Here is a 13,723-nt window from a genome sequence, read left to right as displayed (position 1 = left end):
CTTTTTGCGCGAGACCCTAGGCAGCATCAGTCTGCTCCGGCTCCACCGCCGGCGGATTTCCACGCGGCAACGCTACCACGAAGCGCGCGCCCGCCTGGCCGCCGGGCCGGTCCGGGCGTTGCGCGGGTTCCACCCAGATGCGCCCGCCATGGGCTTGCACGATTGCCTCGCATACGGCGAGACCCAGGCCGACACCCGCGGTCGCGGATTCGCGCTCACCGCGCGTGAATTTCTCGAAGATCTGCCGTTCCTTGCCCTTGGGCACGCCGGGGCCATCATCCTCTACCGCAATCCTGATCTCGTCGTCGACCGGCGCGGCCGAGAGCCGGATCTCCGTGCCGGCGGGCGTGTATTTGGCGGCATTCTCCAGCAGGTTGCACAGCACGCGCTCGATCAGCACGGCGTCGCATTCGACCAGGGGTACCCGGGACAAGTCGGCGACAACCACGCGGTGGTGCTCGAGCGCATCGCGCATGGCCGCCAGGCTGGCGCCAACGAGCTCCTCCACCGATTGCCACTCCTTGCTGGTCCGGACTTCCCGGCCCTGCAGCCTGGCCATGTCCAGCAGGTTCACCACCATCGTGCGCATGCGCCTGGCCTGCTCCAGCATGGCGGCGGCGGTCTCGGCCAGCGACGGAGTCAGCCCGGGATCGCTGCGCTGCATGGTTTCCGCCATGCCGATCAGGCTGGTCAGCGGGGTGCGCAGGTCATGGGAGACAGCGGCCAGCAATGAGCTGCGCAGGCGCTCTGATTCCATCGACAGCAGGGCCTGCTGCGCCACTTCGACGTAATGCAGGCGCTCGATGGCGATCGCGATCAGCGTGCAGAACACATCGACCTGGCGCCGCAGCGCGGGCTGCGCCAAGGCGTGTGATACCGCGGGCTCGACCGCCAGCACGCCACGGGTCTGCATCGGCGCCTTCAATGGCAGATACAGCACGGTGCTGCCTGGCAATGTGTGCGTGCCGGTGCCTGCGGGCTGGCCGTGATCGAATACCCACTCCGCCAGGACACGGTCGATCGAGTCGGTTCTCGTCCCGGTGTCATGCTGCTCGACATCAGACACGGGCGGCAGCAGGCGGCCTTCCGGGGAAACCAGGAAGAAGGCTGAATTGGCATCGAAGGCAGCGCGCAGGAAACGGCTGGCGATCGAAACAATCTGGTCCGGCATCAGCGCCGCGGAGAGTTCGCGGGCCAGTTCATACAGCGTGCGGGCATCGTTCTCGCGCTGCACCGCCACCTGCGCCTGTTCGCGCAAACCGGCCGTCAGTTGCCCGATGACCAGCCCGACGGATAGCAGCACCAGGAACGTCAGCAGATACTGCACGTCGCTGACGGCGAACGACAGCCGCGGCGGTACGAAGAAGAAATCGAAAGCGGCAACGGCCAATACCGAAGCCAGCGCCGCAGGTCCGCGGCCATGGCGAAGCGCGACGCCGACCACTGCCGCCAGAAACAGCATGGCAATGTTGACGACGTCGAACCATGGAAACGCGAGGGCCGACAGCGCCGTGGCACCGGTGCACCATACCACTGCCCACAGATAGTCTCGGCGCGTGGCGCCGTCGCCTGGCGCAGGGGCGTCTGGCTCTTCAGTGCCATGGCGCGGGCGAAGATCCACCCGCGTCGTGTCCGCCGCAACGCGGATGATGTCGATCTCCGGACACCCGATCGCCAGCGCATCGGCAAAGCTGCGGCGGCCGAACAGCCACGCCGGCGCGTTCACGAATGGCGTCAAGGCCAGGCCGAGAAGGGCGCGGGCCCGCTCCGCGAGGGAGGCGCCGCCCCGGCGCCAGTCCGCCGGCGCACGGCCGATGACCACTTTGGTCAGGTTGTGGCGGCGCACGTACCCCACGACGGCCTGGACCATGTCGTTGCCCGCCAGGGTCTCGGTGCGTGCGCCCAACTCCTCAGCGAGACGCATGGCAGTCTGCAGGCGCGTCTTGGCGAAATCGGACGGGGGTGCCAGCCTGGGTGTGGCGATGGTCACCACATGCCAGTCGCAATCGAGCTGGCCGGCTAGCCGGCGCGCGCTCCTGACGACCTGTTCGGCATCGTCGCCACTGCCGATGCAAGCCAGCACGGCCTCCCGGGTCCGCCACACGCCTTGCACGGCTTCGGACTGACGCCATGCCCGCACATCGGAGTCCACCCGGTCGGCGGTCCGGCGCAGCGCCAGTTCGCGCAGGGCGATCAGATTGCCCTTTCGGAAAAAATTGCGCGCCGCGTGCCGCGCCTGCTCCGGCAGATAGACCTTGCCTTCCTTGAGCCGGCGCAGCAGTTCGTCGGCCGGCAGGTCCACCAGCACGACCTCGTCGGCGCTGTCGAAGACAACGTCCGGCACGGTTTCCCAGACGCGGATGCCGGTGATGCCGCCCACGGCCTCGTTCAGGCTGTCCAGATGCTGCACATTGACCGTGGTCCAGACGTCGATCCCGGCGGACTGCAGTTCCTGGATGTCCTGCCACCGCTTGGGATGGCGACTGCCCGGTGCGTTGGAATGGGCCAGTTCGTCAACCAGGACCAGGGCCGGTTGCCGGGCCAGCGCCGCGTCCAGGTCGAACTCCTGCAGGACCCGCTCGCGGTATGGCACGTCCTTCATCGGCAAGCGCTCGATACCGGCGATCAGCGCTTCGGTCTCGGCGCGGCCGTGGGTCTCCACGATGCCGATGACGACATCGGTGCCCTGCGCGGACGCCGCCCGCGCGGCGGTGAGCATGGCGAAGGTCTTGCCGACCCCGGCGGATGCGCCAAAGTAGACCCTGAGCTTGCCGCGCGAAGCGCGAGCGCCTTCTTCCTGCACCATCTGGAGCAGGGCATCGGGGTCGGGGCGCGCGCCGGCTTCGCGCAATTCGACATCAGGCATCGGTCGGCTCACCCTCTATGCTGGCATTGGCAAACCGGTTCTGCTTCGCATCCGCGTCCCGGCACTGGGCTATTTCCGTGCAATGGCATCCAGGCCAAGGTTCAGCTTCAGGACATTGACTCCCGGACCGCCCAGGACCGACAGTCGCGGCGTTTCGGTATTTGCCGCAATCAGTTGCTTCACCTGTTCGATCGGAATCCCCCTGGCGCGGGCGATGCGCGCCGCCTGGTACTCAGCGGCCGCAGGGCTGATGTGCGGGTCGAGCCCGCTGCCGGAGGCGGTGACCAGGTCCACCGGCACGGGGGCCTGGTTGTCGGGATCCGCGGCGTGCAGGGCGTCGACGCGCGCGCGCGCGGCATCGGTCAGCGCCGGATTGGTGGGGCCCAGGTTGGATCCCGCCGAAGCCGCAGCGTTATACGGCATCGGCGCCGTGGCCGACAGCCGGCCCCAGAAGTACTTCGGGTCGGAGAACGGCTGGCCGATCAGTTCCGAGCCAACTGTCCTGCCATCCTTCTCGATCAGCGAGCCGGCTGCCTGATGCGGGAACACGGCCTTGGAGATTGCCGTGATCGCGCCGGGATAGAGCAGGCCGGTCACCAGCGAAAGGCCAACGAACACCACCAACATCGGCCGCAGCAAGCCACCTTGCACGGGTGCCGGCGACGGCTGCGGGGACTGCACTTGCGTATTCATGGAAACTCCGAATCGTGGCAGAAAATCAGGCCCAGCCAAACAGGGCCAGGATCATGTCGATCAGCTTGATGCCGGCAAACGGCACCAGGATGCCGCCCAGGCCGTAGACCAGCAGGTTGCGGCGCAGCAGCACCGCGGCGCCCAGCGGCCGGTAGACCACGCCCTTGAGCGCAAGCGGGATCAGCACGACGATGATGAGCGCGTTGAAGATCACCGCCGACATGATGGCCGACGCCGGCGTGGCGAGCCCCATCACATTGAGCAGGTTGAGCTGCGGATAGGTGGTGGCAAACGCCGCCGGGATGATCGCGAAGTACTTGGCGATGTCGTTGGCCACGCTGAAGGTCGTCAGCGAGCCGCGCGTCATCAGCATCTGCTTGCCGATCTCGACGATCTCGATCAGCTTGGTCGGGTTGCTGTCCAGGTCCACCATGTTGCCGGCTTCCTTGGCCGCCTGCGTGCCGCTGTTCATCGCCACGGCCACGTCGGCCTGGGCCAGTGCCGGGGCGTCGTTGGTGCCGTCTCCGGTCATCGCGACCAGCCGCCCGTCGGCCTGGTACTGGCGGATCAGCTTGAGCTTGGCTTCCGGCGTGGCTTCGGCCAGGAAGTCGTCAACGCCGGCTTCCGCCGCAATCGACGCCGCCGTCAGCCGGTTGTCGCCGGTGATCATCACGGTCTTGATGCCCATCTTGCGCAGTTCGCCGAAGCGCTCGCGAATGCCGGTCTTGACGATGTCTTTCAGCTCGATCACGCCAAGCACGCGCACCGAATCACCGTTGGCGTCGGCTACCACCAGCGGCGTGCTGCCGGCGCGGGCGACCTCATCGACGGCTTGCAGGACCGCATCGGGGAACTTGCCGGCGCGTTCCGTGACGTAGCGGCGCACGGCATCGGCCGCACCCTTGCGCACGTGACGCTCGCCGCCGCCATCGCTCAGGTCAACCCCGCTCATGCGGGTCTGGGCGCTGAACGGCACGAATTCCGGCTTCAGGCTTGCCATCACCGGTGCCGCCAGCCCCGGCAGCTGGCGTGCCAGCGTGATGATGCTGCGGCCTTCCGGGGTCTCGTCGGCCAGCGACGACAGCCACGCCGCTTCCGCGAGCTGCAGCGGCGACACGCCCGGGGCCGGGATGAAGCGCGATGCCTGGCGGTTGCCATGGGTAATGGTGCCGGTCTTGTCGAGCAGCAGCACGTCCACGTCACCAGCGGCTTCGACCGCACGGCCCGAGGTGGCAATCACGTTGGCTTCCATCATCCGGCTCATGCCCGCCACGCCAATGGCTGACAGCAGCCCGCCGATGGTGGTGGGAATCAGGCAGACCAGCAGGGCCACCAGTACCGTGATCGTCACCGGCACGCCTGCCTTTGCCACCAGCACGCTGTAGAGCGAGAACGGCTGCAGCGTGGCAGTGGCCAGCAGCAGCACGATGGTCAGCCCGACCAGCAGGATCGTCAGGGCCAGTTCGTTCGGTGTCTTTTGCCGGTTGGCGCCTTCAACCATCGTGATCATGCGGTCGATGAAGCTCTCGCCCGGGTTGGTCGTGATACGCGCCACGATCCAGTCGGACAGCACGCGCGTACCGCCGGTCACCGACGAGAAGTCACCGCCCGACTCGCGGATCACGGGCGCCGATTCGCCGGTGATGGCGCTTTCGTCGACCGAGGCCACGCCGTCGATCACTTCGCCGTCGCCGGGGATCATCTCGCCGGCCTGCACCAGCACCACGTCACCGCGGCGCAGTGCCGTCGCGGGGCGCGCTTCGGTGGCACCGCCACGCTTGCCGTCTTTCAGCACACGTGCGGTGACCGTGGTCTTCAGGCCGCGCAGCGCCTCCGCCTGCTGCTTGCTCCGGCCTTCGGCAAGTGCCTCGGCAAAGTTCGCGAACAGCACCGTGAACCACAGCCACACCGACACCGCCAGGATGAAGCCCGCGGATTCCCCACCGGGGGCTGCCGCCGGCGCGGCCATGGCCTTCAGGAAAAGGATCGTCGTCAGGATGCTGCCCACGTAGACCACGAACATCACCGGGTTGCGCAGCTGGTCGCGCGGCGACAACTTCCTGAAGGCCGCGACCAGCGCGGGCTTCACCAGCTCCGGCGCGAACATGCTGCGCGCCGGCGGGCGATGATGGTGGGAGCCGTGTTGCCGGTCGGACACCGGCGCGCTCTTTGCCTGAATCGTGTTGGAGGAAGACGCTTCAGCCGTGTTGGCGCCGCGCTTGGCCACCGGGGCCATCGAATCTTGTTGCATGGTTTCTCCGCAATCCGCTAGAGCCATCCGGCACCTGCATCGGTGAGGCAGTGCAGGGTCCGGACGTGTAGGAATGCTCGATATTTCGTCGTCAGTCGTCGCTTTACTTCGCCGCGCTTGCCGTCACCGTGCCCTGGAGCTGCTCGGCGACCGGCCCCAGCGCCAGCGCCGGGACATAGGTCAGCGCACCGACCAGCAGCACGGTGCCCACCAGCAGGACGACGAACAGCGGGCCGTGCGTTGGCATCGTGCCGCCGCTTACCGGCACGCGCTTCTTGGCTGCCAGCGAGCCCGCCAGCGCAAGCACCGGGATGATGATCCAGAACCGGCCGAACCACATGGCCGCCGCCAGCAGCGTGTTGTAGAACGGCGTGTTGGCGGACAAGCCCGCAAAGGCGCTGCCATTGTTGTTGGCCGCCGACGAGAGCGCGTACAGGATCTCCGAGAAGCCGTGCGTGCCGGGATTGAACACACCGGCGCGTCCGGCCTCGGTCATCACCGCCACCGACGTGCCGAGCAGCACCAGCAGGGGCGTGACCAGGATCGCCACGGCCGTCATCTTCATCTCGTAGACTTCGATCTTCTTGCCGAGGTACTCCGGCGTGCGCCCGATCATCAGTCCGGCGATGAATACCGCGAGCACGGCGTAGACCAGCATGCCGTACAGCCCCGAGCCGACGCCGCCGAACACGACTTCGCCCAGCTGCATCAGCAGCATCGGCACCAGGCCACCGATGGCGGTGAAGGAGTCATGCATGGCATTGACCGCGCCGCACGACGCCGCGGTCGTGATGGTGGCGAACAGCGCCGAAGCGGCGATGCCGAAGCGCGTTTCCTTGCCTTCCATATTGCCGCCGGCCTGCAGCAGCGATGCGGCGTGATCCACCGGCAATCCGGCCAGCGCCGGGTTGGCCATCTGCTCGGACATCGCCGCCACGCAGGCCATCGCGACAAAGATGACCGTCATGGAAGCCAGCACCGCCACACCCTGTCGCCTGTCTCCCACCATTTCGCCAAAGGTGAAGCACAGCGCCGCCGGGATCAGGAAGATCGCCAGCATCTCGAGAAGGTTGGCCAGGCCATTCGGGTTCTCGAACGGATGCGCCGAGTTGGCATTGAAGAAGCCGCCGCCGTTGGTGCCCAGCATCTTGATGGCCTCTTGCGAGGCAACCGGGCCCATCGCCAGCGTCTGCCTGTCGGTCTTCAGGTCTTCCGTCACCGGCTTGCCTTGTGCATCGAGCACCGGTTGCCCGGCCGCATCGAGCTTTGGCTGGCTGTACTCCACCGGCGTGACCAGGCTGGCTTCCTTGTAGGCATCGAAGTTCTGGATCACGCCCTGGCTGACCAGCGCAAGTGCAATCACGGTCGCGATCGGCGCCAGCACGTACAACGTGACCCGCGTCATGTCGACCCAGAAATTGCCGATGGTGGCGGCGCTCTGGCGCGCGAATCCGCGCATCAGCGCGAACACCACGGCGATGCCGGTCGCCGCGGACAGGAAGTTCTGCACGGTGAGCGCGAGCATCTGCGTCAGATAGCCCATGGTCGACTCGCCGCCATAGCCTTGCCAGTTGGTGTTGGCGACAAAGCTGATCGCCGTGTTGAAGGCCGAGTCCGGCGAAACCGCGCCAAAGCCCTGCGGATTGAGCGGCAGCATGCCCTGCAGGCGCTGCAGCGCATAGACTGCCACCACGCCAAGCAGGTTGAACGCCAGCACCGCGACGGCGTATTGCTTCCACCCCATCCCGGCATCGGCACGCACGCCACCCAGGCGATACAGCAGCCGTTCCAGCGGCCGGCCCCAGACGGTCAGCGAATAGTTGCCATCTTCCACGGCACGCCGGATATAGCGTCCGAGGAAAGGGGCGCACGCCAGCAGGATGGCGAGATAGAGGACCAGCAGGCCCACGAATTGGGAGGACATCAGAATTTCTCCGGCCGGAACAACGCAATGAGGAGGTAAACAAAAATGGCAACGGCCAGCACGCCGCTCAACAGATCCGTCCAGCTCATCACAGCCTCCTGTCCGACGCGCTGTTCTTTGCCGGCATCTGGTCATGCGCGCCGCCGTGCCCGCTGCCTGCCGGAGATTTCGGCGCAAGCACGGCGCAAAGCCCCAGCAGGGCCGCGCTCAGCACGGCGAAGCCAATCAATACGATCAAATAGATCCCGTCCATAACAAAGCACCCTTGAATGGTTTCGGCTTGCAGATTAGCGACGGGGTCGTAAAAACAGGGTAGAAAGGTGGCCGGTGTGTATAAAGAACGCATAAAGATCCGGGGCGATCAGCATGCGCGCGCGAGCCAAGGTGCATTTTTTGGGCCGCTGGCGATCGCGATGCGTGGTGCGATGCGTGGTGGCAAGGCCGCTGCTGTTGGCGCAGGTGCGGCGCCGCGCGGCGCTTCTTTATCTGATCGTTACGCGACGGCGCCATATGGGCAGGGAAGGGGCAGTGCCTACCACTCCGTCGCCAGGCTGCGGGAGCAGGAACGCAAGTTGGGCGAAGCCGCACTGGCACGTGCCACCCAAGTCCTTGATGAGTTGCCCCGGTCCCGAGCCAATGGAGAAGAAGTAGCTAATTCAACTGCGGCGGAGGCATCGCGTCAGGAGTGTTCACAAGTGTGTCCCCTTGCTCGTCGCCGCGGTGCGAATCCTGGCCCGTTGCTACGCTCGGGTTCACTCTGCCCTGGCCATCCTGCCCCCATTCTTGCTTGAGGGTGTCGGCACCGGATCCACGGCCGCGACAAGTAATGTGTCAATCAAGGGGCAAGAAGCCTCATTCCCATTGGCGTGGCATTGCCCGATGAGATTCTTCAGTTCCGCTCGCAATCGGCGCAAGTCCTTCAATCTTTCCTCCACAAGACTGAGCTTTTGCTCGGCCAGAGTGCGGGCGGTGCTGCACGTGCTGCCATCGTTCTGTCGCAGCAGTACCCGGACTTCATCCAGGGTGAACCCGAGCGACTGGGCCCGGCGAATGAAATGAAGCCGTTGCAAGCTCTGCTGCGAATACTGTCGAATGGCGCCATAGGCACGCTCTGGCACCGGCAGCAGGCCGCACCGATGGTAGTAGCGTACCGTTTCCACGCCAACACCAGCCGCCTTGGCCAGCTTCCCGATTGTCAGTGTGTGGTCCATCGCTTGACTCCGTACCTTGGTACGGGCCTAGGCTAAGCCTAGACCGCACATAGGGGAAGGGCGGATTGCATTTCGATGGGCAACGCCAGGAACCAGGCCGCCAGGCATGGGGACCGTCTACTGCCCATCGGCCGTGAGGCAAAGCGAAATGATGAGCGCCGTCAAGCTGCAGTCAATCATCACCTGCCCCAGGTGCGCGCATGCAAAAGAAGAAACCATGCCCATTGATGCCTGCCAGTGGTGCTATGAGTGCGAGCACTGCCGCGCGGTGCTAAGGCCCAAGGCCGGTGATTGCTGCGTTTTCTGCTCGTATGGGACCGAAAGGTGCCCGCCCATGCAGCAGCAGTCTTGCTCGTGTGTTCGTTGACGCAGGTACAGCGATGCACGACGCACCCTCGATGCGGTTCCTCCCGGATGATCCCGGCTCTTACCCAGCCATGCTTGTCCGCGGGAACGTGTTCTTGCTCGACAGTACGCGACGCCCGCTGTATGTCGCGGGAAATCTAGAGAGGGGTCATTATGCAATCGCGGATCATTCGCGTTCTGCCTGCAGAAAATGGTTGGGCATTGGAGTTCGGCGGCCTCAATATAAGGGCCCAGAGATTTCCGACCATGGAAGCGGCAATCGCTGCGGGTTGGGAGGTGGCCAGGCGAGAGAACGCCGAATTGCACATACATCGTCACGACGGGGATGTGCACTTGCGCAACGCGTGTGGCGACAAGCAGCAGGAGCCCCAACGGTGATGCCCTCAGAAATGTGATTCAAAGGGCATTATTGTAGGGATATCTACAGCATTGAAAGACGCGTTATGGGCCCCTAACATGCGCTCATGACCGCGTTAATCGACCCCTGGGCTTTGCTGATCGTCACGCTACCAACCTCCGGCGCCACCGCCCGGATGCGGATCTGGCGCGCGATCAAGACTATTGGTTGCGCCGCACTGCGTGACGGCGCCTATCTCTTGCCTGCAGGCGATGAGCAAATCGCCCAGTTGCGCGAGTTGGCCGACGACGCCCGGCATGAAGGCGGCCAGGCCTGGCTCTTGAGTGTCCGCGCCGACAATCCAGGGGAAGAGACCGCATTCCAGACGTTGTTCGACCGCAGCGCTGACTATGCGGAACTGCAGGCTGCCCTGTCAGATGCACGCAAGTCGCTGACCGATCAAAGCAGCGCCGAACTCAATCGTCTGCTGCGTCGTCACGGGCGTGCCTACGAAGCGATCCGCACGATCGACTTCTTCCCCAATGAGGCGTCGACCCGCGCCGAAGCCCAATGGAATGACTTCAGCCGCGCCATCGAGACCATCCAGTCTCCGGGCGAACCACAGGCGCTCTCGCGAGCAATCGCTCGTCGGGATCCTGCCCAGTATCAAGGGCGGATTTGGGCCACCCGCCGCCACCTGTGGGTGGACCGCGTGGCAAGCGCCTGGCTGATCCAGCGCTTCATCGATCCCCATGCCCGGTTCCTGTGGCTGGAAAGCGCCTCCGCTTGCCCGGACGATGCGCTGGGCTTCGACTTCGACGGCGCGACCTTCACGCATGTGGGCGAGCGCGTTTCATTTGAAGTGCTGCTGTCGAGCTTCGGCCTCGAATCCGACCGCGGACTCAGCCGGCTCGGCGCCATGGTCCATGCGCTGGACATTGGCGGCATTTCGGTGCCGGAAGCCAGCGGCTTTGAAGCCATGCTGGCCGGCGCACGAGCACGCCTGAAGGATGATGACGCCCTGCTGGCGGAAATCGGCCGGGTGCTGGATTCGCTTTACGCACACTTCTCCACCAACAAGAAACCCTGACTCTGCCAGGATCCCATTATGAGTCGCATGCAACAAGCCGGCATCGCGCCGCCAGGAATCTCTGAACGGCCTGTCTACACCCTCTGGCAGCTCGTGCGCTATTTCCTCCGCCTTGGCACCTTTGGCTTTGGCGGGCCGGTCGCGTTGGCCGGCTACATGCACCGCGACCTCGTGGAGCGGCGGAACTGGATCAGCGACGGGGACTACAAGGAAGGCATCGCGCTGGCACAACTGGCGCCCGGGCCGTTGGCAGCGCAACTGGCGATCTACCTCGGCTACGTCCACTATCGGGTCCTCGGTGCCACGCTGATCGGACTGGCCTTCGTGCTGCCGTCGTTCCTGATGGTGCTGGCGCTAGGCTGGGCCTATGTCCGCTTTGGCGGGCTGACGTGGATGCAATCGGTGTTCTATGGCGTGGGCGCCGCCGTCATCGGCATCATCGCCATCAGCGCCTATAAGCTGACCATAAAGAGTGTGGGCAAGGACAGACTGCTCTGGGCAATCTACCTGGTGCTGGCTACGGTGACCATCGTCACGGAGTCCGAAATCGCCTGGCTGTTCCTGGCAGCCGGCGTGCTTGCCTGGTTCTGGCGCGCTCCGCCCAGGTGGCTGCGCCAGAGCGGCGCCAATGCGCTCGTGGCCACGCAGGTGCCGGCCGCAAGCGGCCTGCTGAGCATGCTGGACTGGCCCCTGCTGACCCAGATCGGTGTGTTCTTTGCCAAGGCAGGCGCCTTCGTCTTCGGCTCGGGTCTCGCCATCGTGCCCTTCCTCTACGGCGGTGTGGTGACGGAACACCACTGGCTCAACGAAAAGCAGTTCGTCGATGCGGTAGCCGTGGCCATGATCACGCCGGGCCCGGTGGTCATCACGGTCGGCTTCATCGGTTACCTGGTGGCCGGGCTGCCCGGCGCCTGCGTGGCGGCACTGGCAACGTTCCTGCCTTGCTATTTGTTTACCGTGCTGCCTGCCCCTTACTTCAAGAAGTACGGAAAGCTGCCGGGCATCCTCGCCTTTGTCGATGGCGTCACGGCGGCAGCGATTGGCGCCATCACCGGTGCAGTGTTCGTGCTCGCCAAGCGCTCGATTGTCGACGTGCCGACCATACTGCTGGCGCTGGGCACGATCGCGTTGCTGCTGAAATTCAAGAAGCTGCCTGAGCCGGTCATCATCACCGGCGCCGCGCTGATCGGCCTTGCCGTTTATCCGGTGCTGCACCACTGAGCCAAACGAACCGGGGGCATGTCAGGCTCGCCATGGCTGTGCATAACGACCACCCCTCGGCCGCCAGCAGTAGCTGGCTCGAACGCATCGCGCTGCCATCCGGTGTTCACCCCGACGCCTTGCCGCTGCTTGCCGGCCGCGCGCTGCGTGGCATCTGTGATGGCTATATTGCCGTGCTGCTGCCGTCCTACCTGCTGGCGCTTGGTTTCGATTCGATGGCAGTCGGGCTCATCAGCAGCGCGACACTGATCGGCTCGGCCCTCGCCACCATCCTGGTCGGGATCGTCGGGCACCGCTACCCGCAACGCCGCTTGCTGATGCTGGCGGCCGCCCTGATGTTTGCGACCGGCCTCGGCTTTGCAGGTTTCTCCACGCTGTGGCCGCTTCTGGTGATCGCCTTCATCGGCACGCTTAACCCTGGCTCTGGCGATGTCAGTGTCTTCCTGCCGCTGGAACACGCGCGGCTGGCGGAATCGGCATCGCCTGACGCCCGGACGGCGCTGTTCGCACGCTACGGCCTGATCGGCGCATTCTCATCCGCTTTGGGGGCGCTGGCAGCGGCGCTACCGGCATGGCTGGTCGAGCAATCCCGGCTGTCCTCGCTCGATGCGATGCGCCTGATGTTCGGTTTCTACGGGATCATAGGGCTGCTGCTGTGGCGTCTCTATGCGCGCGTACCTGCCACGCAGCCACATGGAGCGGCACCCACGCCGACAACCCCATTGGGCCCGTCCCGTCCGATCGTATTGCGCCTGGCCATGCTGTTCAGCGTGGACGCGTTCGCGGGCGGGCTCGTCGTCAATTCGCTACTGTCACTGTGGTTGATGCAGCGTTTCGGTCTGAGTCCTGCCGCGACCGGCCAGTTCTTCTTCCTGGCAGGAATGCTGACGACGCTCTCGCAGCTCGCGGCGGTGCCACTGGCGCGAAAGATCGGCCTGCTCAACACGATGGTGTTTACGCATATCCCGTCCAGCCTGTGCCTGATTGCGGCCGCCTTCGCGCCCACGCTGGCCCTGAGCCTGGCCTTGCTGCTGGCTCGCAGCGCGCTGTCGCAAATGGATGTGCCGACCCGGACGGCTTATGTCATGGCCGTTGTCACCCCGCCGGAACGGGCCGCGGCGGCAAGCCTGACCGCGGTGCCACGCAGCCTCGCCGCGGCACTCAGTCCTGCGCTCGCCGCCGCGTTGATGGCCTACGGCTATGCCAGCACGCCGCTGGTGGCCTGCGGGCTGCTGAAGATCGCCTACGACCTCGCGATGCTGCGGGCGTTCCGTCGGGTCAAGCCACTCCACTGACCCATCGCAGCCCTTCGTGAGCCGGCACGTCCTAGTATTACTTCGCCACAAAGCGTGCCGTCACGGTCTTGCCGTTGGCAAACTTGATCGTCGCGACCAGCTTGGAGCCGGCTTTGAGCTGCAGCTTGTCGGACGCTACCAGCGCATTGTCCGTCCCGGGGTTCAGCGCCGTTTCCGTCATCTGGGCGCCGGTCAGCATCGTCAGCTTGCCGCTGGCACCAGCCACCGGCAGCTTCTTGTCATGGTCGTCGACATAAATGGTGACGGCGCCATCCTTGTTGACCAACTCGAACTGCAGGTCGCTGGCGGTCTGCACGATGCCGCCGTATTGCGCGGGCCTGGCGCCGTGGGCCATGGCCAGACCGGAAAGGCCGGACAGTGCGAGGCTGCCGGCAAACAACATGGCTGAGATCTGTTTCTTCATCGAATCCTCCGTTGGTGCAGCGACTTGCGGGCGTCGCTGCCAAAG

The 13,723-nt window shown here is 65.2% G+C and carries 13 protein-coding genes; 5 read left to right on the top strand and 8 right to left on the bottom strand.

Annotation, left to right across the window (positions count from 1 at the left end; all coding sequences use genetic code 11):
* Window positions 1-16 precede the first annotated feature (16 nt).
* From AC3WLE_RS22160 to AC3WLE_RS22130, 7 genes are all read right to left on the bottom strand, one after another.
* Window positions 17-2,866: a DUF4118 domain-containing protein gene (locus tag AC3WLE_RS22160; RefSeq protein ID WP_492356134.1), complete on the bottom strand. Its 2,850-nt coding sequence runs from the start codon at window positions 2,864-2,866 to the stop codon at window positions 17-19.
* A 69-nt stretch (window positions 2,867-2,935) separates the two neighbouring features.
* Window positions 2,936-3,559 (bottom strand): potassium-transporting ATPase subunit KdpC, encoded by a 624-nt coding sequence (kdpC, locus tag AC3WLE_RS22155; RefSeq protein WP_492319181.1) that lies wholly within the window; start codon window positions 3,557-3,559, stop codon window positions 2,936-2,938.
* Between the two features lie 25 nt (window positions 3,560-3,584).
* Complete coding sequence (gene kdpB / locus AC3WLE_RS22150; RefSeq protein WP_492319182.1) at window positions 3,585-5,810, bottom strand: potassium-transporting ATPase subunit KdpB; 2,226 nt, start codon at window positions 5,808-5,810, stop codon at window positions 3,585-3,587.
* Between the two features lie 103 nt (window positions 5,811-5,913).
* Window positions 5,914-7,734, bottom strand: a complete 1,821-nt coding sequence (gene kdpA / locus AC3WLE_RS22145; RefSeq protein WP_492356135.1) for a potassium-transporting ATPase subunit KdpA — start codon at window positions 7,732-7,734, stop codon at window positions 5,914-5,916.
* Window positions 7,734-7,823, bottom strand: a complete 90-nt coding sequence (gene kdpF, locus AC3WLE_RS22140) for a K(+)-transporting ATPase subunit F (RefSeq protein ID WP_035878527.1) — start codon at window positions 7,821-7,823, stop codon at window positions 7,734-7,736. The genes kdpA and kdpF overlap by 1 nt, the downstream gene beginning before the upstream one ends.
* A complete protein-coding gene (locus AC3WLE_RS22135; RefSeq protein WP_492356136.1) occupies window positions 7,823-8,080 on the bottom strand; it encodes a hypothetical protein in 258 nt (85 codons plus the stop codon). Before AC3WLE_RS22135 ends, kdpF begins: the two co-directional genes overlap by 1 nt.
* A gap of 406 nt (window positions 8,081-8,486) precedes the next feature.
* Window positions 8,487-8,945 (bottom strand): MerR family transcriptional regulator, encoded by a 459-nt coding sequence (locus tag AC3WLE_RS22130; protein WP_492319185.1) that lies wholly within the window; start codon window positions 8,943-8,945, stop codon window positions 8,487-8,489.
* Between the two features lie 151 nt (window positions 8,946-9,096).
* On the opposite strand from AC3WLE_RS22130, the gene AC3WLE_RS22125 reads away from it, so the two are divergent.
* The 5 genes from AC3WLE_RS22125 (at window position 9,097) to AC3WLE_RS22105 (ending at window position 13,254) form a co-directional block, all read left to right on the top strand.
* Entirely contained in the window at window positions 9,097-9,312 is a 216-nt protein-coding gene (locus AC3WLE_RS22125; protein ID WP_492319271.1) for a GDCCVxC domain-containing (seleno)protein, read from the top strand.
* A 152-nt stretch (window positions 9,313-9,464) separates the two neighbouring features.
* A complete protein-coding gene (locus tag AC3WLE_RS22120) occupies window positions 9,465-9,689 on the top strand; it encodes a DUF2188 domain-containing protein (protein WP_492319186.1) in 225 nt (74 codons plus the stop codon).
* An 86-nt stretch (window positions 9,690-9,775) separates the two neighbouring features.
* The gene (locus tag AC3WLE_RS22115) at window positions 9,776-10,738 is read left to right on the top strand and encodes a chromate resistance protein ChrB domain-containing protein (RefSeq protein WP_492356137.1); all 963 of its coding nucleotides are present in this window, start codon (window positions 9,776-9,778) and stop codon (window positions 10,736-10,738) included.
* Between the two features lie 27 nt (window positions 10,739-10,765).
* Window positions 10,766-11,959, top strand: coding sequence for a chromate transporter (locus AC3WLE_RS22110; protein ID WP_492356195.1), 1,194 nt, complete (start codon window positions 10,766-10,768; stop codon window positions 11,957-11,959).
* A gap of 32 nt (window positions 11,960-11,991) precedes the next feature.
* On the top strand, window positions 11,992-13,254 hold the full coding sequence (locus AC3WLE_RS22105) for an MFS transporter (RefSeq protein WP_492319188.1): 1,263 nt from the start codon (window positions 11,992-11,994) through the stop codon (window positions 13,252-13,254).
* A 37-nt stretch (window positions 13,255-13,291) separates the two neighbouring features.
* Here AC3WLE_RS22105 and AC3WLE_RS22100 read toward each other — a convergent pair whose 3' ends face one another.
* Window positions 13,292-13,678: a hypothetical protein gene (locus AC3WLE_RS22100; protein WP_492356138.1), complete on the bottom strand. Its 387-nt coding sequence runs from the start codon at window positions 13,676-13,678 to the stop codon at window positions 13,292-13,294.
* Window positions 13,679-13,723: the final 45 nt, after the last annotated feature.

The sequence above is a fragment of the Cupriavidus sp. FW306-1B-F12B genome (assembly GCF_058781795.1).
This window is presented reverse-complemented; position numbering and strand designations above follow the sequence as displayed.

Coding starts and splice junctions, on each gene's coding strand:
- AC3WLE_RS22120 (WP_492319186.1), top strand. CDS start 9,465: ATGCAATCGCGGATCATTCGCGTTCTGCCTGCAGAAAATGGTTGGGCA.
- AC3WLE_RS22115 (WP_492356137.1), top strand. CDS start 9,776: ATGACCGCGTTAATCGACCCCTGGGCTTTGCTGATCGTCACGCTACCA.
- kdpA (WP_492356135.1), bottom strand. CDS start 7,734: ATGTCCTCCCAATTCGTGGGCCTGCTGGTCCTCTATCTCGCCATCCTG.
- AC3WLE_RS22110 (WP_492356195.1), top strand. CDS start 10,766: ATGCAACAAGCCGGCATCGCGCCGCCAGGAATCTCTGAACGGCCTGTC.
- AC3WLE_RS22105 (WP_492319188.1), top strand. CDS start 11,992: ATGGCTGTGCATAACGACCACCCCTCGGCCGCCAGCAGTAGCTGGCTC.
- kdpB (WP_492319182.1), bottom strand. CDS start 5,810: ATGCAACAAGATTCGATGGCCCCGGTGGCCAAGCGCGGCGCCAACACG.
- AC3WLE_RS22135 (WP_492356136.1), bottom strand. CDS start 8,080: ATGCGTTCTTTATACACACCGGCCACCTTTCTACCCTGTTTTTACGAC.
- kdpC (WP_492319181.1), bottom strand. CDS start 3,559: ATGAATACGCAAGTGCAGTCCCCGCAGCCGTCGCCGGCACCCGTGCAA.
- AC3WLE_RS22160 (WP_492356134.1), bottom strand. CDS start 2,866: ATGCCTGATGTCGAATTGCGCGAAGCCGGCGCGCGCCCCGACCCCGAT.
- kdpF (WP_035878527.1), bottom strand. CDS start 7,823: ATGAGCTGGACGGATCTGTTGAGCGGCGTGCTGGCCGTTGCCATTTTT.
- AC3WLE_RS22125 (WP_492319271.1), top strand. CDS start 9,097: ATGAGCGCCGTCAAGCTGCAGTCAATCATCACCTGCCCCAGGTGCGCG.
- AC3WLE_RS22100 (WP_492356138.1), bottom strand. CDS start 13,678: ATGAAGAAACAGATCTCAGCCATGTTGTTTGCCGGCAGCCTCGCACTG.
- AC3WLE_RS22130 (WP_492319185.1), bottom strand. CDS start 8,945: ATGGACCACACACTGACAATCGGGAAGCTGGCCAAGGCGGCTGGTGTT.